Below are 21,895 nucleotides of genomic sequence, written 5' to 3'. Positions count from 1 at the left end.
ATCTCTATGAAAAAAATCAAACGCACATGGAATCCCAAATCCTGGGTAAGCCTTTCTCCGAACGGCATCGGCAAGACCAAGCCCAATCATTTTTTGGACATGGTTAAAATCGTTTGGGAGAATCGCGATAATTTGCGGTACGCGTGGAGAGTTTTGTCCAAAGGCGTTTGCGATGGTTGTGCGCTCGGTGTAGCCGGATTGCATGACTGGACCATCGACAGCACGCATCTGTGCATGGTGCGGCTCAAATTGCTCCGGATGAATACGATGCGCGAGTTTGATCATGTTCTACTAAACGATGTCGAATCGTTACGCCGGAAACCCAATCATCAATTGCGCGATATGGGACGGCTGGCCTATCCGATGATTCGCCGAAAAGGCGATAAAGGTTTTAATCGCATTTCATGGCAGGAAGCGTATGAAATCATCGCCGAACGCATTCGTGCAACGGCGTCTGACCGTTTGGCTTTTTATCTCACGTCGCGCGGCATTACCAATGAAGTATATTATGTCGCGCAAAAAGTTGCTCGATTTCTCGGGACGAATAACATTGATAATTCTGCGCGCATCTGTCACTCGCCGAGTACGGGTGCGTTGAAGCAAGCTGTCGGCGCATCGGCCACTACGTGCAGTTACAAAGATTGGTTCGAAACCGATCTGATCGTTTTTTTCGGATCGAATGCCGCTAACGACCAACCGGTCACGATGAAATATCTGTATTATGCCAAAAAGAACGGTACTAAAGTCGTTTGCGTCAATCCGTACCGAGAGCCTGGGATGGAGTTTTACTGGGTTCCGTCCGTGACGGAAAGCGCCGTCTTCGGAACAAAAATCACGGATGAATTTTTTCTCGTGCACACCGGCGGCGACATTGCATTCATCAATGGCGTTATTAAGATTCTGATCGACGAAAATTGGATCGATGAAGATTTTATCCGTCAACACGGAGCCGGATTTGACGAACTCAAACGCGTTTTGCAAAATGAATCATGGAGCGATCTTGAAAAGTTATCGGGAGTTACTCGTGATGAAATGACGCGTTTTGCAAAAATGATTCATGAGGCTAAACGTGCTGTTTTCGTATGGAGCATGGGTATTACGCAGCACTCGTGCGGAAGCGATGGCGTTCGCGCTATTATTAACTTGGCACTGACGAAAGGATTTGTCGGACGTCCCGGCTGCGGCTTGATGCCGATTCGCGGCCATTCCGGCGTACAAGGCGGGGCGGAAGTGGGCGCTTACGCGACGGTATTTCCTGGCGGAAAACCAATTACCCCTGAAAACGCGGAAACGCTTTCGCGTCAATACGGATTTCCAATTGCCGGAGAGCGCGGCTTAAGCGCGGTGGAAATGATTGAAAACGCCGCCGAGAATAAAATTGATGTCTTGTTTCAGGTAGGCGGTAATTTTACGGAAGTGTTGCCGGATCCTGAATTTGTCCGCAATGCCGTCAGCCGCATACCGCTTCGCGTGCATCAGGATATTATTATTACGCAGCAAATGCTGATCGATCCGGCCGATACGGTCATTCTCTTGCCTGCGAAAACGCGATACGAACAGCGCGACGGCGGCACCGAGACGACAACGGAACGCCGGATCATTTACAGTCCGGAAATTAATGGTCACGTTGTGGGCGAGGCTAAAAGCGAGTGGGAAATACTGATGGAATTGGCTGAACACACATACCCGGAAAGAAAGCAGCAGATCCATTTTAATTCCGGCTGGGAAATTCGTGAAGAAATTGCCAAAACAGTCGAATTTTATGACGGCATCCAACATCTTAAGAAATCCGGAGACGACGTTCAGTGGGGCGGCGAAAGGCTTTGCGACGGCTGGAATTTTAAAACCTCAAACGGAAAAGCTAATTTTTTTGTTGTCCAACCAAAAGAAATCGAACTTGATGGGAAATATTTTCACGTGTCGACACGTCGCGGCAAACAATTTAACAGCATGGTTCAGGCGGAACATGACCCTTTAACGGGTGCATTCCGTGATGCGATTTTTCTGAGTCATCACGATGCGGAAAAATTGAATCTCAAAAACGGTGACTCAATTATTCTAAAAAATGAGCAAGGACAATTTAAAGGACGCGTAAAAATCGCTCCGATCAAGCCGCAGAATATTCAAATTCACTGGCCCGAAGGAAATATTTTGCTTAAACGCGGTGTAATGGACAAAGAAGTGTTGATCCCGGATTATAATGCGGTGGTGGAAATTGAAAAAACCTGATTTCACACCCGAGAACGCATAGAATTTTTAAAATTAAAATCATGAAAAAACCATCCATCGATTCATTTATAGTGCGCTCTTTTAAAAACGGCCGTTGGCAGGAAAAGAAAGATGCGCTGACGGGTGAAGAGCCGTTGGAAATAGTCGTAACGGATCCGGCCGGCGAGCACAAAAAAACGTTGGCCGTTACGATGAGGACGCCTGAACACGATGATGAATTGGCTACGGGATTTTTGTTTTCCGAGGGAATATTGAATATAGGTTCTGAAGTCTTGCAAATCAAAATGAAAGACGCCAACACTATTGTCATTACGCTGGATGAAACTTCATTTGACCGGGCTAAAGATTCAGAAAGTTTAAACCGTTATTCCTATGTCAACGCAAGTTGCGGCGTCTGTGGCCGTACGTCCATAGAATCGTTGAAAGAAAAAGGATTTAAACGCATTCAATCCGATTGGAAAATTCCGGCCAAAACAATTTTGACCTTTTCCGATCAGATGCGCTCCGCTCAAAAAGTTTTTGACGCCACGGGTGGTTTGCATGCGGCGGGACTTTTTACAGCGGCAGGTGAACTTGTCTGCGTGCGTGAAGATATTGGCCGTCATAACGCGGTCGATAAGATCATCGGGCACGTGTATGAACAAGAATTACTTCCGCTTAACAAGCATATCCTGATGGTCAGCGGCCGATTGAGTTATGAAATTGTTCAGAAAGCCGTCAGCGCACAAGTGCCGATCCTTACGGCTATTTCAGCTCCGTCGAATCTGGCCGTTAAAACAGCGTTTGAATTTGGTGTGACGTTGGTCGGATTTCTTCGTAGCGATCATTTTAATGTCTATACGTACGAAGAACGTATAAATTAAATCAGAATCTATTTCGGAAGCGACAAACCCGGTAAACTGAACCACGGGTGAATTTCGAATATCATCCCGCCTGCTTTCATCCACACATCTTCACTCAACCATTTTTCAACTTCTTTGGCGTCGGCCGTATTGAAAATAGCGATGCCTCTCAGATCCGTTTCATCGACCAAGGGTCCCCAAATCAATAGTTTGCCTTCATCGTGTAATTGGAAAAGATGTATCAAATGCTCTTTCTGTAAGCGTTCCGCCGTTGTGCTGTCGAAGTCGGACTTAGGGCCTGATTTGAGCAATGCCAGCGTAAACGGCCGGCCGGTCTGAACTTTTTCCTGAACTTTTGCCCATGTAGCGTCATTTTTTTCCTGAGCCATCGTCAATGTTCCTCCTGTAATAATGAATAAAACTATTGCCATTCGCATGAAGTGTCCTTTTTAAAAAGGCTATTCACCTATAAACGAACGACACTCGTAAAAATCGACAAACTTTTTTAAAAAAGTCGTTGTAAGCCGGAAAAAAGAACACCCGCTTTCGCGGGTGCCTGATAATAAATATTTAAGAATACAATCAAACCATTTCATGTTCGTATTTATGTTCGAATGCTTCCATTCCTACGATGCCTTCTTCCATCCATGTATAACGATTGTTCAAAATATCTTTGGCCAATTTATATTTGGCCACATCGTCATTGGACCAGAGTGCATGGAAAGAATTTTTAACACGGCGGCGCGCACTGCGGCAAAAGATATCGGCAAGTTGAAGCGCATCTTTATTGCCTTGCTTGGCCAGTTTAACAGCACGGCTCATTGTTGCGGACATCGCAAAAAGTTCGGCGCCAATATCCACTGCGCGGAAAAGGAAGGCCTGTTTATAAGCCAATTTGGCCTGATGCCGCATCATGCCGTGGAAAATTTCGCGCGATAATTTTCTCGTCGATCGGTTGACAAACCGCATGTGTTTGGCGAGCGATCCGAATTCCGCATACCGTGGCCACCACGCCCATCCCAACCAACGTGAAGGATACCACGTTCCGTAGAACAACGCAATTTTCGGCAATGCGGCGAGTTTTTGTCCGAACGATTTTTTCGGATCGAGCATGGCGCCAGCAACTTCGAGATGTTTATCGACGGCTTCACGCGCAATAAAAAGGCGCATGATTTCACTGGAACCTTCAAAGATCAAATTAATGCGGTAATCGCGCATCATACGTTCGACGGGAATGGGCTCTTCACCGCGCGCCCGGAGAGAATCGGCGGTTTCGTATCCGCGTCCGCCACGAATTTGCAGCGTGTCGTCCACGATTTTCCAGCCGGCTTCGGTGTTGTACATTTTAGCGACCGCCGCTTCGAGGCGAATATCATAACCTTTATCGGCCATTGCGGTAGCCAGCGAAGCGACCGATTCCATCGCAAATGTCATCGATGCCATGTCGGCTATTTTTTGTGCAATCGCTTCGTGTTTGCCGACGGGTTGTCCCCACTGCACGCGCTCATTGCCCCACTTGCGGACAATTTCCAAACAGGCCTTCGCCGTTCCGGCCGCCCCTGCTGGAAGCGCTAAACGTCCTGTATTAAGCGTGATCAGAGCAAGTTTCAGTCCTTTACCGCGACCCCAGAGTAAATTTTCTTTCGGTACACGGACGTTGGTGAAAGAGAGAACGCCATTTTCTAAAGCTTTTAGGCCCATAAAACGGCAACGTTGTTCGACTTTCACGCCCGGCCAATCGGTTTCGACAATAAACGCGCTGATCGCACCGTCTTCAGGATGACGTGCCATGACGACAATTACATCGGCGATGGTACCATTGGTGCACCATAATTTTTCACCACTAAGTATATACGATTGGCCGTCCTCACTTAGAACCGCCGTTGTAGCAAGTTTGGCCGGATCGGAGCCGGCGTCCGTCTCCGTCAGCGCGAACGCGGACACGTCGCCTTTTGCAAGCCGCGGCAAATATTTTTTCTTTTGCTCTTCAGTGCCAAACATCGAAAGCGGCTGAGGAACGCCGATCGACTGGTGTGCGGACAAAAGCGCGATCACATTGCCGTCTTTGGAACAGATCATCTCCAATATTTTATTGTATTCGGCCTGCGAAAATTCCAGCCCGCCGTACGCTTTTTTGATTTTCATGCCGAATGCGCCCATCTCGGCGAGACGATGCCGGACTTCGACAGGAATCTGCCCTTCACGATCGATCGCATCCGAATCGAGTTCGGTAAGAAATTGTTTGAACTCTTTGTAAAATTCCTGGTATTCGGGACGGTCAATGCCTTTTACATCCGGATAGGGATGAACGAGATCGAGCCGCAAATTGCCGAGAAAAATTTCCCGTAAAAAACTCGGGCGATCCCATTTGCTTTCGCGTGCAGCTTCTGCCACCTGACGGGCTTCTTCCTCGCTGACGTGTCGTTTGTCATTAGCCATGTAAACCTCGCTTGGACGAAATGAATGGATTTGATTAATGGTTCGGATGAGACCGGGCCGATTGTAGTGCGCCGCTGCTGTGAATGTAGAACTCAAAGACGCTATCAGAGAACCATATACAGATAAGTTTATAAAAGATTCGACTTAAATAAAAGAAAAAAATCATACTAAAAAACCGCTTATCCGTGCTTACAACCGCTCATACCAATTTTGGCTATATAAGCGCTTCCATGGCTTATTTTAATCGCGTCATTAAACCAAGGAGTGACGTATGAAAAAAATGATTTTTTTATTGGCTCTGTGTGCCATGAATCTGTTTGCGTCCGATCAGCCGAAAGTTGTAAGGACGAAAGCATTTAAAGTTGAAATTTACGGCAAAGGCCGGCCGATGGTTTTGATTCCCGGACTGGCTTGTTCGGGTGAAGTCTGGGATGCGACCGTCGATCATTTCAAGAGTCAATATGAATGCCATGTGTTGACGTTGGCCGGATTTGCCGGGGAAGCGCCGATCGTGCCGCCGTTCTTAGAAAATGTAGTAACGGAATTGTCGTTGTATGTCCAAAAGCTGGATCATCCTATTGTGATCGGGCACAGTCTCGGCGGATTTATTGCAATGCAATTGGCTATTAAAAATCCGGATCGCCTCGGCGCGCTCATTATTGTCGACACGTACCCGTTTCTTGCCGCATTTCAACAACCCGACGCAACAATTGAATCGGTGAAACCTCAGGCAGAGATGTTGAAAAAGATGGTATCAACGCAGCCGCGAGATCAATACAAAGCAACGCAGCCGTTGGTATTGCAATCGATGATCTCCGATTCGGCGCAAGTCCGCCGTGCTTTGGAATGGGGATTGGCCAGCGATTTTGCGACCGTCGGGGAGGCGATGTACGAAGTGATGACGACCGATTTGCGTAAAGCTATCGCGGATATTCACTGTCCCGTTATGGTGCTGGGCTCGTGGAGCGCGATGCAGAAATTCGGCGCCACCAAAGAATGGGCTGCCGAAAAAATTAAAAATTTATATGCAGCTCTGCCGGGCGTTCAAGTAACCATGGCTGAAAAAGCGCGCCATTTTATCATGCTCGATGAACCGGAATGGTTCCGCGAACAAGTTCAAACGTTTGTTACTCAACATTCATCCACGTCCGGCTTGAAACCGGTGAAATAAAGGTTATATTATGATGAAATTAAATCTCTCTTGCCCATCACGTTCGAAATTTGGGACATGGTCCGCAATATGGATTGGCATCGCGACAGCATTGTCAAGTTCAATGAAAGGGTGGGCCGGATTCGTTGCTGCGGTGATATTTTTCGGCGGGTGGATTGTCTTTACCTATTGGCGTTGTAAAAGGTGTCGTTCATGAAACGGGTATGGATATACTGGATATGTCAGGTTTGCGGCTGGGGACTGTACGCCGTGATCAACGGCGTACTGTTTACCGCCATAGGAAAATACTCGTTGAAAGCCGCTATTGCAAACATTACGGTTTCAGTGCTCGGTGTCGCCGTGACGCATGCGGCACACTGGTGGATCGGGCGGAATCAGTGGCGGATGAAACGCATTCTTTCACTGATTCCGCGGATACTGCTGTTGAGTTTTATCTGCGGATTGGTGATGAAATGGAGCGCGACCGTAGTTTCGGTCTTTGTCATCGGGCTCTATACATGGTCGGACATTACACTTGGCTATTCTCTCGTCACGACCTTTAATTTCAGTTTCATGGTATTTCTTTGGATGTTGTTGTATTTTGGAATTCATTATTTTAGAAATTACCAACAATCTGCACTCCAGAATGTGCAACTGCAAGCCGCGAAGCGCGAAGCGGAATTATCGTTACTCAAAGCACAACTCAATCCGCATTTTTTATTCAATGCGCTCAACAGCATTCGCGCCCTGACCGTTGAGAATCCGGCAAAGGCTCAGGATGCGATCACGCATCTGGCCAACATGTTGCGTTATACATTACAATCGCAGAACGATCGCAGTGCAACCTTTGCTGAGGAATTACAAACCGTGAGAGACTATCTTGCATTGGAGAGCTTACGATTTGAAGAGCGTTTACGCGTCGAATGGAATATTGATCCTAAGTCGGAATCATTGAAAATGCCGTCCATGTTACTCCAGCCGTTGATCGAAAATGCAATTAAACACGGCGTCAGCCACGATCCAAAAGGCGGCGAAATACGGATTGAAAGTTCCGTGAACAACCATCAACTGATCGTACGCGTGACGAATTCCGGCCGGCTCAATGGCGAATCCGACTCGACCAAGATCGGCGTGGAAAATATTCGCGGACGATTGCGGCTCATGTTCGGCGAAACAGCCGTTTTTTCATTACAACAACACAATATCAACACAGTGTGTGCGGAAATTCAAATACCGGTGAATGCATGAATGCTTTGATTATTGACGACGAGCGTCTCGCGCGCGAGGAATTGAAGCGCCTGCTTCAGCCGCATAGCGAAATCCAAATAATCGACGAAGCGCGCAACGCAGACGAAGCCTTGATGAAAATTCGCCTGCATCATCCCGATTTGTTATTTCTCGATATTCAAATGCCGGGACAAAATGGTTTTGATCTGCTGAGTCAATTGGATGACTTGCCGCATGTGATTTTTACGACGGCGTACGATCATTTTGCGATTCGCGCGTTTGAAGTGAACGCTCTGGATTATTTACTCAAACCGATCGATCCCAAACGTCTTGAAGAAGCGCTTCGTAAATTACCCGAAGAGCAATCCCAAAGCACCGGACTACTATCCGAAGAAGATAAAGTGTTTGTCAGGGAAGACGAACGATGCTGGTTTGTAAAGTTAAAAACTATCCGGCTGATGGAATCGGAAGGTAATTATACGCGATTGTATTTTGATGACTTCAAGCCGCTGATATTGCGATCGCTCAATCAATTGGAGCAGCGGATCGATCCGAAAGTCTTTTTCCGCGCGAGCCGCCAGCATATTATTAACCTGCAATGGATAGAAAAAATCGACCCGTGGTTTGACAGCGGTCTTTTAGTTCATCTCAAAGGTGGTTTTGAAATCAAAATGTCTCGTCGGCAGGCTCAGAAATTCAAAGAAACGATGAGTTTTTAATTTCATGGCACACTGATGACGCGGATGATACTGATTCACGCCGATTTAAATTTCCATGAAAATTCGTCTGATCGGTGGTTATCCGTATGCTGTATATTTCGGCACACCGTAACGACAAGAAATTTGCTACACATCATTTCCCACCGCTTCAGCTACGTTACGAATTCCATCTCTCTCAAGTAATCGCACTAATTCCCGATTAATTTTCTTACAGATCGAAGGGCCTTCATAAATAAATCCTGTGTAAAGTTGCACCAGTGAAGCTCCGGCTTTGATCTTTTCGTAGGCATTGACGGCTGTGAAAATTCCCCCGACGCCGATAATGATTATTTGTCCTCGGGTAGCTTTATAGATATGACGGATAATTTCTGTGGATTTCATTTTCAATGGTTTGCCACTCAGCCCGCCTTGTTCGTTTTTCAATTCGTTACTGGAAATAAGATTCTCACGCGTGATCGTTGTATTCGTTGCAATGATACCGTTAATTTTGTATTGCTGAACAACGTCTAAAACCTCATCGATTTGTTCGAATGACAAATCCGGTGCAATTTTGACAAAAATAGGTTTGGGTTTCGAGGAGCGTGATAACTCTAAATTTGTTGCGGTTAATGTTCTTAGGATTTCCGTCAGGAAAGATTTATCCTGCAATTGCCGAAGATCGGGCGTGTTCGGCGAACTGACATTGACGACAAAATAATCGGCATAGGGCCACAAAGTTTTGAATGAAAATAAATAATCTTCGTACGCTTTGTCCAGTTCGACGACTTTAGTTTTGCCGATATTGATTCCAAGGGGGATTGTGTGGAGAAATTTTTTTTTATGCCAGCGCTGTAGAGTTTCCGCCATTTTTAATGCTCCGGTATTATTGAAACCGAAGCGGTTGATTAACGCATAATCCTTTTTGAGGCGAAACAGGCGCGGCTTATCGTTTCCCGGTTGTGCCTGCCCGGTCACGGTGCCGATTTCTGAAAAGCCAAATCCCAACGCCGGCCACACCGGAATGCCCGACGCCATTTTGTCAAATCCTGCCGCCAGCCCAACCGGATTCGGAAAAGTTAAATCGAAGATTTTTTGTTCAAGAGACGGATGCCGGTAAGTAAAAAAAGGACTTACCATTCGGATAAATTGATCATGTGAAAGGATTCGCCGGACCACAAAATCGTGAACAGTTTCCGAATCGAATTGAAATAAAACCGGACGAATCAAAGATCGATAAATCATTAAAAACTTCCTTAAAAAATTGCCGGATTAAATTAGAAATAAATGACAGATTTTCAAGCGTTTTTCGTCGAAAAATCACGGGGTTACATGTATTTAATGATTGAAATATAGGGTTAAATTGAGTATTATGCACGCGCGACCCTAACTTGATTCCAAAGGCTTTTCAGTGAAGAAAAATTTGCGACAATTTTTGCAATTTATTTTCCGTTTTGTTTTGTACACATTTCTTTCCGTCGTGATACTGTTGGCCGGCGGTTTCATTTTTTTAGAGACGCCGATCGGTAAAAGTGTTTTAAAAACGCAAGTGGTCGGTATCGTCAATGATGAACTCAATGCGACGTTGTCACTCGAAGAAATCGACGGCAATTTTTTCACGTCATTAATTTTAAAAAAAGGCCGACTGGCGTTTGGTGATACATCGATCGTAGAATTTGAGTCGTTAAGCCTGAATTACAATGCACTGACGTTGATTGACAATGAAGTCCTGATAAAAGAGGTCCGGCTGATTCGTCCTAAAATTTTCATGAGCGCGGATTCCTCCGGCGTTCTCAATTTCAGCCGTATTGCCAAACCTTCTGCCCCAAAGCCGCCGAAACCGATTGATTCGACCGCAAAACCGTTAGGGGGCATGAATATCGTGTTGGATCAATTAGCGATAGAAGACGGCGATGTAGAAATTGATATGGGTGCGTTCAAAACGCGCGTAACACAACTACAACTCGATGTAAAAGCTCAGGCGAACGGAGCCCATCAAAATCTTTCCATCAGCCGGTTTAGTTTCAACGCGATTCACCCGAAAACTATATCGGGAAAGACTCTGTTCGATACGCTACGCGTCAAAAATTTCTCACTCCTGGCACAAGCAAATATTTTTCAGCCCTCGTTGGCGGAACAAGCGCGATTTCCGGAACGGCGTGATTCACTGACGCTAAAAATCGATGAAATGCGTTTAGTGACTGATAGAACGGATTTTTTTGTTCGCGGGGAATTGGTATTGCCGGATAGCCTCAAAGATATTCATCTGATGTACGATGTCGATGTACGGGCCTATCCTTTTCATCTGAGTGATGCGAGGGTTTTTGCGGATGTAGGAATGAACGATATTGACAAAATTGAATTGGAAACGCATGCGCGCGGGGACGATGAAGGCGTTTTACTGACCAATCTTCGCTTGACGACGCCTGCCGGTAATCTGAATGGTTATGCAGGTGTAGATTATGGCGAAGGTCCACTGGGCTATAAAACCGATCTGGTATTCAACGGTATCAATCTGGGAGCATTTCTCAATCAAAAAGATTTGTTTGCCAATCTCAACGGGCGTGTGACCGCCGACGGCATCGGCACGGATCCGAATACGTTGTTGAGCAATGTGCAATTCAGCTTATTCAAATCGCGTTTTTTTGCCATAGATATCGACAGCTTTAATGTGGATGCCAATGTTAAAGAAGGGGAAGCGAAACTGACGCGTTTCAAAGGCCGCACCAGCGCCGGTGATTTTGACTGCGAAGGATATTATAAACTGCTGACCGAAGAATATCATCTCGAAACGAAATTTCGCCATATTAATATTGCCGATCTTGTGGGCGATACGGCGTTGCAAAGTTCGATCAATCTTAATTTGGCCTACGATGGCAAAGGATTAAATCCGAAAACTTCCAACGGTCAACTCAGTGTTCATAGCGAATCGTCCATGATCATGAACCGGCGTCTGGAAAATCTTGTTGTTCGGGGTTCTCAAAGTAACGGTCAAATTCATCTCGACAATCTTAAAGTCGTTACGCCATTGGCAAGCATCGAAGCGAACGGCGCATTAGGATTGGATTCTACGGTCAATATGAATTACAAGATCAAAACACTGGACTTTTCATTACTGAAAAAATATATCGGATCGGACTCGTTGTTTAAAGATACGCTCGGGTTGGATCTGGCTTTTGAGGGTAATGTGATAGGCAATTATGATAATTTACAAACCAGCGGTGCCATGACGCTGACCAATTTTATTTTTTCAACCATCAAACTTGATTCGCTTTCATTTAATTATGCTTTCTACAATATCGTTCCGCGCGAAATTATCGCGAATCCCGATTTCAAGCGTATCGATAATACGGTGTATGGCGATATTTTTCTTTTTACGCGACGTGCGGATATCAACGGAACAGTGATCAACGATTTTACAACATCGATCACGAAAGAACGCGATCGCACATCATTTGAAATTTCCGGCCTGCAAGATACGCTCGATGCCTATGCCAATATCAAAGGCAGCTTGTTCATGCACAGCGAAAAAAAAGGCGACCTGCAGTTGGAAAACCTCTATCTGCGCATCTCGGGAAAAAACCTCAAAACGCGTGAACGAAGTATTGCTCTCGGTGAAGATCCCGTGATCGATACCACTTATGAAAAATGGACTGAAAAATGGCAGAACAATAAGCCCATCGATCTTACATTCGATCTCGACAAAAATGTGTACGACATCCGTTCATTTAGCATGGACATCGGAGACGGCTTCATTTCGTTGTTTGGCAATATCGATATCGCCGGCGACCAGAATCTTGACGTCAAGATCAAAGATCTGAATCTGTCCCGTGCCAATGCGCTGATTGGATCGAATCAGTCGGTCGTTGAAGGATTGCTCAATCTTAATGCCAGCATCAAAGGCAGTTTCGAAAAACCCATTATGATTCTTGATTGGAATATTACCAACGGCAAGGCCTCCGAATTCGTTTATAATAATTTCCTTGGCAATATGCAGTATTTGAACCGGAAAGTTCAATTCAACATGTCGCTGAACCAGAACGCCGACAAAACATTGACGGTTGGCGGATATTTGCCGGTCGACCTGAGTTTTAAAGATGTGGAACAGCGATTCACGACCCGGCCGATCAATTGTAAAATTCACTCGGAAGGAATTGATTTACGTTTTCTTCAGGCGTTTTTCGGCAAAGCGCTGACGCTGAATCGCGGTGATCTTAAGATCGATATGAAAATCAGCGGTAATAAAGAAAAGCCGGTGGTCGAAGGCGAAATGAAAATCGAAGACGGCGTGATGACTTTTCCGAAAAATACGATTGGCCAGACTTTTCGGAATATGCGGATGTTCGTGCGTGTAACGCCTGAAAATATTTTCCTGGATACTATGTCGGTTCAGGCCGGTAAAGATTCCCGATCGCTTTTACTGGCCAATGGGGAAGTATCGTTGGCCGATTTGATGAAAAACTTTGATTTCAATAAAATCGACAACGTCGGCTATAAACTGAACCTTGCGTTCAACGATTTTGTTCCGGTCAATACGAAAAGCGAAACGACGTATCTGCATACGGCAAAAATCACGGGTGCTATGACGGTATCGGCTCAGTCGCTGGCATTTACCACGGTTAAAGGCGATTTACAAATCCGGAATTCGGAAATTTGGGTAGTCGATCCTACTAAAGCTAAAATCGTTACGGATGTCAACGCATCGAAAAGCACAAAAAAAGATAAAGAAGTCAAGGAAGTCAATTATTATAAAAATCTCGACATGGATTTGAACGTCAGTCTGCCTGAAAATACGGATAACAACGTGCGCAGCGCTGAAATGTTACTTGGGCTCCAAGGTGACATTAACGTAACCAAGCCGCCGGGATCGGAAGATTTTTTTATTACCGGAGACGTGAATACTAAAAAAGGCGGGAAGTATGCCTATCTGAATGCCGCGTTTACTATCGATCAGGGTAACGTCAAATTCACCGGTGAGCCCGGATTGAATCCGGAGTTGGATATCGTCGCTGTCAAACGCTTTGAGTATCGGACGGACGACGGTGAGAGTATTCCGGCTGAAGCACAGATCAAAGTGACGGGCAAATTGCTTCGTCCGGTTATCGCGATTATTGCCGTGGAACGGGGAACGGACAGCCCGCTCGATGGTTTGACGGAACCGGCGGATATTTTGTCGTATCTGGTTTTGGGCGTCAAAACGAGCGATCTGGCAAAACTCGGTAAGGAACAGGCCGGCGATTTTGCCAAGCAAGTTGCGATCAATCAATTGCTCAACGCTGTAGCTAATCAGGCCGGATTGCAAAAACTTGAATACCAGGCGGGAACCTCCGGACAAGGCAGTTCTATTGCTGTTGCCAAACGAATCAGTGAATCGGTTTCTGTAAGTTTTGAAGGCGGTTTTGATGCGACCTCTGCGCGGAATATTACGCTTGAATTGGTTGCCGATAGCGTCGTCAACAATATTCCGGTACTTAGAAAAATCTTAGGGCCATCGTGGAAGAAGACGTTGGAGTTTGAATATAAAAAGCCCGCTCAGGGTCAATCAACACAGCAGGAAGATATTATTAACGTCATTTTTTATTTCAGGAAGGAATACTGAGTGTTCTTTGATACGCACGCGCATCTGGATTATGATCTTTTCGATGCAGATCGTGAAGAGATGATTCGCCGGGCTTTTGAAGGTGGCGTCAGCCGTGTCGTTACGATCGGTACCGATGTGGATTCAGCACAACGGGCCATTCGATTGGCTGAAAATTATCCTAATGTGTATGCCGCAGTGGGACTTCATCCAACCGATGCCCGGAAATTTGATGACGCCATGATCGATGTTTTTCGGCAAATGGCGTTATACAAAAAAATAGTCGCAATTGGAGAAATCGGTCTGGATTATTATTGGAAGGAAACTCCGCAGGAAATTCAGCATCATGTGTTCAGAAAAATGATACGGCTTGCTGAGGATTTGGATAAACCTATTGTCATTCATAATCGCGAGGCCAGCGATGACGTTATCCGCATTTTGCAAGAGGAGCGTTCTTCCAGACTACGAGGAATCATGCACTGTTTTTCCGGCGATGAGAAGTTGCTGGAAGCGTCTCTGGATTTAAATTTTTTTATTTCTTTTGCCGGTAATCTTACGTATAAAAAATCGGCGCTTCCTGAAATTGTTAAAAAAGTTCCGGCGGATCGCTTGTTGATTGAAACGGATGCGCCGTTTTTGACGCCGGTTCCTTATCGGGGAAAACGAAATGAACCGGCGTACGTCCGGTACACGGCAGAAAAATTGGCAGAAATTCTTGGAAAAAATATTGATGATATTGCGCGAATTACATCGGAAAATGCGGCTAAAATTTTTCAACTTTCAGATTCAATACTGTGAAAAACTTATGCAGTGTGAAAATTTGAAAAACAGTATCATTTTTTAGAAATTGTTTTTAATAGTTTTAGTGAAAAAATAATTGGTATGTAACTTGAATCATGTTTTAAAAAGCTATAAGTATTTGAAATCGGTTTTTAAAGGAAAAGATATGAGGTCATACGTTTTTCTTATTTTATTGATTATAACGATGCCTGTCAGAGCTCAGGAAACAGCTTATACTATACAAATTTCTGATACGCTGACTTTGGCTGAATGTATCCGGATTGCGCTTGAAAATCAGCCGGCGCTTGGCACATCCCAAGGAGCCGTCATCACGGCTGAATCGGATTACACACAGGTTCAGTCGTTGCTCTTTCCACAAATCCAATTGGAAGCAGGCGCTTATGTGACGAATACACCGTTGCAGTCGTCGAATGTTATTGCGTCAAGTCCTATCTACGATCCCAAACAAGGAACGAAATTTATTCCCAACATCCGCATGACCATCAAACAACCAATCTACGATTTTGGCCGTACAGCCAAATCGCTCGAATCGAAGGATCAATTGATCAAAGCAGCGGAGTTATCGTTGGCCTCGACCGAGGAAGACGTCGTGCTCAATGTTCATATAACGTATTACAATTACATCCAGGCACAACAAGTCGTTAGAATTAATGAGGAACGTGTTACGCAATCACGTAAGCATGTTGAGCGCGCCAAAGGATTTTTTGAAGTTGGAAAATTACCCGAATCAGAAGTATCGAAAGCTGAATTGGAAGTGGCCAGTGCCGAGTTGGAACTGATTAACGCGAAAGGCCAATTACGTTTGGCCAAAGTAAATCTGAACAGCGCTATGGGCATTACTGAAGTCAGCGATGAACCGGCCAATTACGTAACGCCTTTGGAAGTGCAATATGTACCGTTTACGAGCAATCTGAAAGAATGTATCGACATCGCCATGCAATCAAGGAAAGAAGTTACAGCCGGTGAAATGCGGATCAAGGCATCCAAGGCGGCCTTGAGCGCGGCGCGTAGTCAATACGGGCCGATCATTACAGCTTCAGGAGGCGTCGGACCCTATATCATTCAAAAAGATCCGGCTGACAATCTCAGCAAAGACAAATTCAAGCTCGGTTATAATGTTGGACTCAATTTTGCGTTTCCGATTTTTCAAGGACTCAGCGTCCGGGCCGATATTGCCGAAGCGCAGGGAAATATTCGTATCGCAACGTCGCAATATAATGTACTTAAACAAAAAATTATTCAGGAAGTTCAGGAAAGATATTTTAGCGTGAAATATGCCGAAGAAAGGTATAAAGCCAGCGAGAAAATTGTCGTTCAAGGCGAAAAAAATCTCCAACTTGCCGAAGGACGTTTCGATACCGGCATCGGTTCGGCCATTGAAGTGACGGATGCGAATTTATCGCTTGCTAATGCCCGTATTGACCGCACGACAGCATTATATCAATATCAGGTCGAACTATCGAAATTCAAAAGAACCATCGGAAAAATAAAAGAAACTCATTAACAGACGGATCAGATCAGTATGAACAAAAGGAAAATGATAATTATCAGTTCGCTTGCAGCGGGGCTGATATTGGCCGGAGCGATCTACTTCAATAATTCAGGAACGCCGCTCCATTACAAAATAGAATCGGTGCAACGCGGTGATATTTCAGTCATCATTACAGCTACGGGCAAAGTCAATCCTGTCACACGTGTACAGGTTGGTACGCAAATTTCAGGAACGATTTCCAAGATCTACGCCGATTTTAATCAAAAAGTCAAACAAGGGCAGGTGATTGCTCAAATCGATCCGACGTTTTTAAAAGCGCAATTGCTGGAAGCGGAAGCGAATCTTGAGAAAGCGAACGCTCAAGTGGCACAATCCAAAAAAACATTGGAGCGAGCAACGGAATTGTTTGACCGGAAATTAATTTCGCAAGCGGAAAAAGATGAAGCGCAAACCAATTACGAGTTTTCGTTATCGCAACAAAAGCAGACGCTCGCGGCGTACAACCGCGCGCAGGTCTCGCTTCAGTACACCAATATCGTTTCGCCTATCGACGGCGTAATTATTTCCCGTAATGTCGACGTAGGCCAAACAGTAGCAGCGAGTTTGCAGGCTCCGATTTTATTTCTGATTGCTAACGATTTGTCGAAAATCCAAGTGGAGGCTACTATCGATGAAGTTGACATCGGCAAAGTGAAAGTCGGCCAAGATGTAACATTTTACGTCGACGCGTACCCGGATGAAACTTTCAATGGGAAAATTTCACAGGTTCGCCTCCAACCAATCATTACACAAAATGTTGTGAGTTATGAAGTGATCATTGACGTGGCCAATGAAGACAATAAATTGCTCCCAGGGATGACCGCCAATATTTCCATTATCGTCGATGCAAAAAAAGATATCGTCAAAGTCCCGAATATGGCGCTTCGTTACCAACCAGCTTTAACGCAAGAGCAATTTTCAAAATTCATCAAACAATATGGAACCAAGTTTGATTTGAAAAATAGCACGATGGTATGGACTTTGGATGAAAGTGAAGAACTTATGCCGCTTTTTCTTGACGCCGGCATTACCGACGGACAATTCACTGAGGTCAAATCCGGAGACGTCAAAGAAAAAGCGGGCGTTATAACCGGGGTCAGCAGCAGCGCAACGAGTTCAGGCGCTGTACGCAGTTTTGTGCCATCGAAATAAACAGGAAAAATATGATTGAATCGAATACAATCAAAACTGAAACGGTAGATTACCTTGGGCAAGAGCCTCTCATTTCGGTGAAAAATCTTAAGAAAATCTATCGTATGGGTGACATCGACGTGCAGGCTCTTCGGGGTGTGTCGCTTGAAATTCGAAAAGGTGAATTTGTAGCGATCATGGGCGCTTCGGGTTCCGGAAAATCAACGTTTATGAATATTCTCGGTTGCCTTGATGCCCCAACATCGGGCGATTATATTCTCGAAGGCATTCCAGTCGCGCGTATGACCAAAAATGAAAAAGCGAAAATCCGCAGCCAAAAAATCGGATTTGTATTTCAGGGATTTAATTTATTATCACGCACGTCCGCGCTTGAAAATGTTGAGTTGCCAATGATGTATCAGGGGCTAGCTTCCAATTTGCGACGTGAACGTTCTCTGGAAGCGCTTAAAGCGGTTGGATTGGAAAAACGATTCGATCATAAACCTAACGAACTCTCAGGAGGACAACAGCAGCGTGTCGCGATTGCGCGAGCTTTAGCCACGCATCCGTCAATGATTCTGGCCGACGAGCCTACGGGTAATCTAGACAGTAAAACATCCATTGAGATCATGGCCATTTTTCAACGCCTGAATGATCAGGGAATTACGATAGTGCTGGTTACGCATGAAAACGATATTGCCCAATATGCCCGACGAAACGTAGTCTTCCGTGACGGCCGCATTATCAAGGACATGATGGTTACGGCCAGACTGAATCCGGAAGAAGAAATGAAACGTGTATTGGCGACATCGATAGTCGACAACGCCTAACAGGAATGAAATTACTATGGGTTTTTTGACGATTTTAAAAATTGCTTACAGCGCGTTGACCCGCAATAAAATGAGATCGGCGCTAACGATGCTCGGTATCGTCATCGGCGTCGGTTCGATCATAGCGATGACGGGCGTTGGCGCGGGAGCACAACAGGAAATTGACAACCAGACGGCCGCATTTGGTACTAATATGGTGACGATCCGTCCCGGTGGACGAACGGAGGGAGGCATTCGTCTCCAAAAAACCAATACACTCACACCCGATGATGGTGAAATGATTTTACGGGAATGTGATCTTGTCACGGCGCAAACGCCGGCAATTCGCTTGGTTACCAGCGTGATATCGGCTGAACGAAGTTGGGGCAGCCAGATTTTCGGAGTGAATACGAGTTTTACTCGGATTCGTAACTGGGGATTCCAGTCAGGTACTATGTTTACTGATCAGGATTATCGTTCAGGCAATAAAGTATGTGTACTAGGAACGACGGTGGCCACTAATCTTTTCGGGCAAGCAGATCCAACGGGAGAAATTATTCGCATTCAAAATGTCCCGTTCAGGGTCGTCGGCGTACTAGAGCCTAAAGGACAACTAGCGGGAGGCCAGGATCAAGACGATATGATTATTATTCCTTACACGACTTTTTTGAAACGATTGACAGGCAAGTCTGATCTGGATTATTTATATGTATCCGTTCGAACTTCTCAGGACATGGATGCAGCTATCGAACAAGTTCGCCATATACTTAGAGGTTCGCACCGTATTCCGGCATGGGGCGATGACGACTTTTCGATTCGGACTCAGGATCAGATCAATGAAGTAGCCAAGTCTATTTCCAAAACCGTCTCTGTGTTAATGATCATTGTCGCGTCGATATCACTGGTGGTCGGCGGAATAGGAATCATGAACATCATGCTTGTTTCCGTAACGGAGCGTACGCGCGAGATCGGCATCCGCATGGCTATTGGCGCGACTGAACAGGACATTCTGATGCAATTTTTGGTTGAAGCAATTGTATTGAGTTTGATGGGTGGCGTTATCGGGTTGATCATTGGTATTCTGACGGCCCAGGCTGTCGAGGCCTTTACGCAATGGACGGTTTCAATCACGGGCATGTCGATTATTGTATCGATGTCGTTTTCGGCCAGCGTCGGAATATTTTTTGGATTCTATCCTGCAAAAAAAGCGGCATCACTTAATCCGATCGAAGCATTACGATTTGAATAATAAAATTATTTAAACAAAAAAAGCGAAGTGTAAACTTCGCTTTTTTTATGAACTGAATAAATTTTCACTTACCCTTTCCTAAAAATATCTTAATTGATTCATAAATCTGGTCGCGATTGGCAACTTGAGAGGTAATGACTTGCTCACTGCCTTCAAAGTGATCATTGAGATCACGTAGAAACTGACCGCTGCCGTACGGGCTTTCCACCTGTGCGTAACAAAACATATTAACCTTTGGCAGGACTTCTTTCTGCAATAATTCAATACACTCCATTGAATCCTCACGCGACCAGTTATCGCCATCCGAGAAATGGAACGGATAAATATTCCAATCGTACGGCGAATAATCTTTATCGATCACTTCGCGGCATAATTTGTACGCGCTGGAAATCATGGTGCCGCCGCTTTCTCTCGTATGGAAAAACGTTTCCCGGTCGACCTCTCTCGCAACAGCGTCGTGAATGATATAGCGCGATTCTATGCCTTTATATTGACTGCGAAGCCAAGTATCGATCCAAAACGTTTCAATGCGTACAATTTCTTTTTGTTCTTCCCACATACTTCCCGAGACATCCATGATATAAATAATTACGGCGTTGCTATGCGGAACGTGGTATTCCTTCCATGTGCGGTAACGCCGGTCTTCTCGTACCGGCACGATGATAGGATTATCGGGATCGTAAATACCGCTGGCGATCTGCCGTTTTAGGGCATGTTTGAAAGTACGTTTGAAGTGGCGTAAACTTTCGGGGCCCGTGCTGCGAATACCTGTATATTTATCCTTCATTGAGTCGATAGTTTTTTTTCCTTTCGGCTCAATCCGTGGCAACTCAAGTTCTTCACCGAGCATCTGCGCCAGTTCTTCCAGTGTGATATCAACTTCAAGTGTGTGCTGACCCTCAGTGTTTCCGGCTTCGCCCGATGTCGGATCGTTCGAATCGCCGCCCAGTGGCGTACCTTTGTCGCCATTTCCCTGGCCAACTCCGCCGGTCTGTTTTGTGCCGTACCGGAAATGCGGAATATCGATTTGTGGCAGAGGAATTCGTACAAAATCTTTACCTTTTTTTCCGATCATCTCACCTTGCGTTAGGTATTTTTTCAGATTTTGTTTGATCCGGCCTTTGACGATCTGACGAAAACGGTTATGGTCGACCTGAATATTGAGATTCAAATGAACTCCTTACTTCTGCGATTTGATATCGCCGCGTGCAAAAATACTGGCAACATATTGCAGCACATCGGTGGCGCTGACCTCGTCGTATCCGTAATTATTAATCAGCCGCGCTTTGACAATATCGATTTTCTCCTGCGTCTCTTTATCGATGACGTTACTAACGAGGCTGGTCAGCTTGATGCTATCTTTCTGATCTTCGAAGAGCTTGAGTTCGAGCGCTTTATTGAGCCGCTCATTGGTTTTGTAATCGAATGTTTTCCCGTCAACAGCCAGGGCGCCGATGTAATTCATGATCTCGCGGCGAAAATCGTCTTTACGGCTTTCGGGAATTTCTATTTTTTCTTCAATGGAACGCATAAGCCGCTCATCGGGCGCTTCGTATTCGCCTGTGTATTTATTTTTAACCCGTTCATTTTGCGTATAGGCTTTAATATTGTCGATGTAATTGGCGCAGAGGCGTTTGAGCGCTTCCTCGTCGGCGGAAATCGCTCGCTGCACTTCGTTTTTCACAATATCTTCGTATTCTTGTTTCACGACATTGAGTAATTCACGGTACCGTTTACGTTGCTCTTCATTATTGATCAGCGAGTGGTGCTTTAATCCGCCTTCAAGTTCTTTAAGTACCATGAACGGATTGATGGAACTTCCGAGTTTATCATTGACGAGACAATTCGAAATTTTATCCTGAATGTAGCGCGGGCTGATGCCGTCCATACCTTCGCGTTTAGCCGATTTACGCAATTCTTTGATATTGTCTTCGGTAAATCCTGGAATCGATTTACCGTCGAACAATTTCAATTTCTGAACTTGGGTCAAATTCGGTTTATTCGGTTCCTCAAGCCGTGTGAGTACCGCCCACATGGCGGCCATTTCAAGCGTATGCGGTGCAATGTGTTTACCTCGAACTTTTTTAGGATTGTAATCTTTCTGATAGATCTTGATTTCATGAGATAATTTGGTGATGTACGGAATGTCAATTTTGACAGTACGATCCCTCAACGCTTCCATAAATTCATTGTTCTGGAGTTTTTTATATTCGG

Annotated in this window: 16 protein-coding genes; 11 read left to right on the top strand and 5 right to left on the bottom strand. The window is 45.2% G+C overall.

What is annotated here, in order from left to right:
- Window positions 1-6 precede the first annotated feature (6 nt).
- Window positions 7-2,229: an FdhF/YdeP family oxidoreductase gene (locus K1X84_11290; protein MBX7152219.1), complete on the top strand. Its 2,223-nt coding sequence runs from the start codon at window positions 7-9 to the stop codon at window positions 2,227-2,229.
- Window positions 2,230-2,270: 41 nt separating this feature from the next.
- A complete protein-coding gene (gene fdhD / locus K1X84_11285) occupies window positions 2,271-3,092 on the top strand; it encodes a formate dehydrogenase accessory sulfurtransferase FdhD (GenBank protein MBX7152218.1) in 822 nt (273 codons plus the stop codon).
- Between the two features lie 8 nt (window positions 3,093-3,100).
- On the opposite strand, the gene K1X84_11280 is transcribed toward fdhD, so the two are convergent.
- Entirely contained in the window at window positions 3,101-3,508 is a 408-nt protein-coding gene (locus K1X84_11280) for a YciI family protein (GenBank protein ID MBX7152217.1), read from the bottom strand.
- A 145-nt stretch (window positions 3,509-3,653) separates the two neighbouring features.
- Window positions 3,654-5,510 carry an acyl-CoA dehydrogenase family protein gene (locus K1X84_11275; protein ID MBX7152216.1) on the bottom strand — a complete coding sequence of 619 codons (1,857 nt, stop codon included), beginning with the start codon at window positions 5,508-5,510 and terminating at the stop codon, window positions 3,654-3,656.
- 271 nt (window positions 5,511-5,781) lie between these two features.
- Between K1X84_11275 and K1X84_11270 the strand changes: the two genes are divergently transcribed.
- The 3 genes from K1X84_11270 to K1X84_11260 all read left to right on the top strand — a co-directional run bounded on the left by K1X84_11270 (window position 5,782) and on the right by K1X84_11260 (window position 8,606).
- Complete coding sequence (locus tag K1X84_11270) at window positions 5,782-6,681, top strand: alpha/beta hydrolase (protein MBX7152215.1); 900 nt, start codon at window positions 5,782-5,784, stop codon at window positions 6,679-6,681.
- Window positions 6,682-6,873: 192 nt separating this feature from the next.
- On the top strand, window positions 6,874-7,908 hold the full coding sequence (locus K1X84_11265) for a histidine kinase (GenBank protein MBX7152214.1): 1,035 nt from the start codon (window positions 6,874-6,876) through the stop codon (window positions 7,906-7,908).
- Window positions 7,905-8,606, top strand: coding sequence for a response regulator (locus K1X84_11260; protein MBX7152213.1), 702 nt, complete (start codon window positions 7,905-7,907; stop codon window positions 8,604-8,606). The genes K1X84_11265 and K1X84_11260 overlap by 4 nt, the downstream gene beginning before the upstream one ends.
- 126 nt (window positions 8,607-8,732) lie before the next feature.
- Here K1X84_11260 and K1X84_11255 read toward each other — a convergent pair whose 3' ends face one another.
- Window positions 8,733-9,827, bottom strand: a complete 1,095-nt coding sequence (locus K1X84_11255; protein MBX7152212.1) for a quinone-dependent dihydroorotate dehydrogenase — start codon at window positions 9,825-9,827, stop codon at window positions 8,733-8,735.
- Window positions 9,828-9,993: 166 nt separating this feature from the next.
- Between K1X84_11255 and K1X84_11250 the strand changes: the two genes are divergently transcribed.
- The 6 genes from K1X84_11250 to K1X84_11225 all read left to right on the top strand — a co-directional run bounded on the left by K1X84_11250 (window position 9,994) and on the right by K1X84_11225 (window position 19,681).
- Entirely contained in the window at window positions 9,994-14,181 is a 4,188-nt protein-coding gene (locus K1X84_11250) for a translocation/assembly module TamB domain-containing protein (GenBank protein ID MBX7152211.1), read from the top strand.
- A complete protein-coding gene (locus K1X84_11245) occupies window positions 14,182-14,958 on the top strand; it encodes a TatD family hydrolase (protein ID MBX7152210.1) in 777 nt (258 codons plus the stop codon).
- Window positions 14,959-15,106: 148 nt separating this feature from the next.
- Entirely contained in the window at window positions 15,107-16,465 is a 1,359-nt protein-coding gene (locus K1X84_11240) for a TolC family protein (GenBank protein MBX7152209.1), read from the top strand.
- 18 nt (window positions 16,466-16,483) lie between these two features.
- Window positions 16,484-17,644, top strand: coding sequence for an efflux RND transporter periplasmic adaptor subunit (locus K1X84_11235; GenBank protein ID MBX7152208.1), 1,161 nt, complete (start codon window positions 16,484-16,486; stop codon window positions 17,642-17,644).
- Between the two features lie 11 nt (window positions 17,645-17,655).
- Window positions 17,656-18,453: an ABC transporter ATP-binding protein gene (locus tag K1X84_11230; GenBank protein ID MBX7152207.1), complete on the top strand. Its 798-nt coding sequence runs from the start codon at window positions 17,656-17,658 to the stop codon at window positions 18,451-18,453.
- A 16-nt stretch (window positions 18,454-18,469) separates the two neighbouring features.
- A complete protein-coding gene (locus K1X84_11225; GenBank protein MBX7152206.1) occupies window positions 18,470-19,681 on the top strand; it encodes an ABC transporter permease in 1,212 nt (403 codons plus the stop codon).
- Window positions 19,682-19,745: 64 nt separating this feature from the next.
- Here K1X84_11225 and K1X84_11220 read toward each other — a convergent pair whose 3' ends face one another.
- Together K1X84_11220 and K1X84_11215 are read right to left on the bottom strand one after the other, a co-directional pair.
- The gene (locus tag K1X84_11220; GenBank protein MBX7152205.1) at window positions 19,746-20,852 is read right to left on the bottom strand and encodes a DUF444 family protein; all 1,107 of its coding nucleotides are present in this window, start codon (window positions 20,850-20,852) and stop codon (window positions 19,746-19,748) included.
- A gap of 9 nt (window positions 20,853-20,861) precedes the next feature.
- Window positions 20,862-21,895, bottom strand: a 1,034-nt coding sequence (locus K1X84_11215; protein MBX7152204.1) for a serine protein kinase, incomplete at its 5' end; no start/stop codon positions are given.

It is taken from the genome of bacterium, assembly GCA_019695335.1.
Lineage (GTDB): Bacteria > CLD3 > CLD3 > SB21 > SB21 > JABWBZ01.
This window is presented reverse-complemented; position numbering and strand designations above follow the sequence as displayed.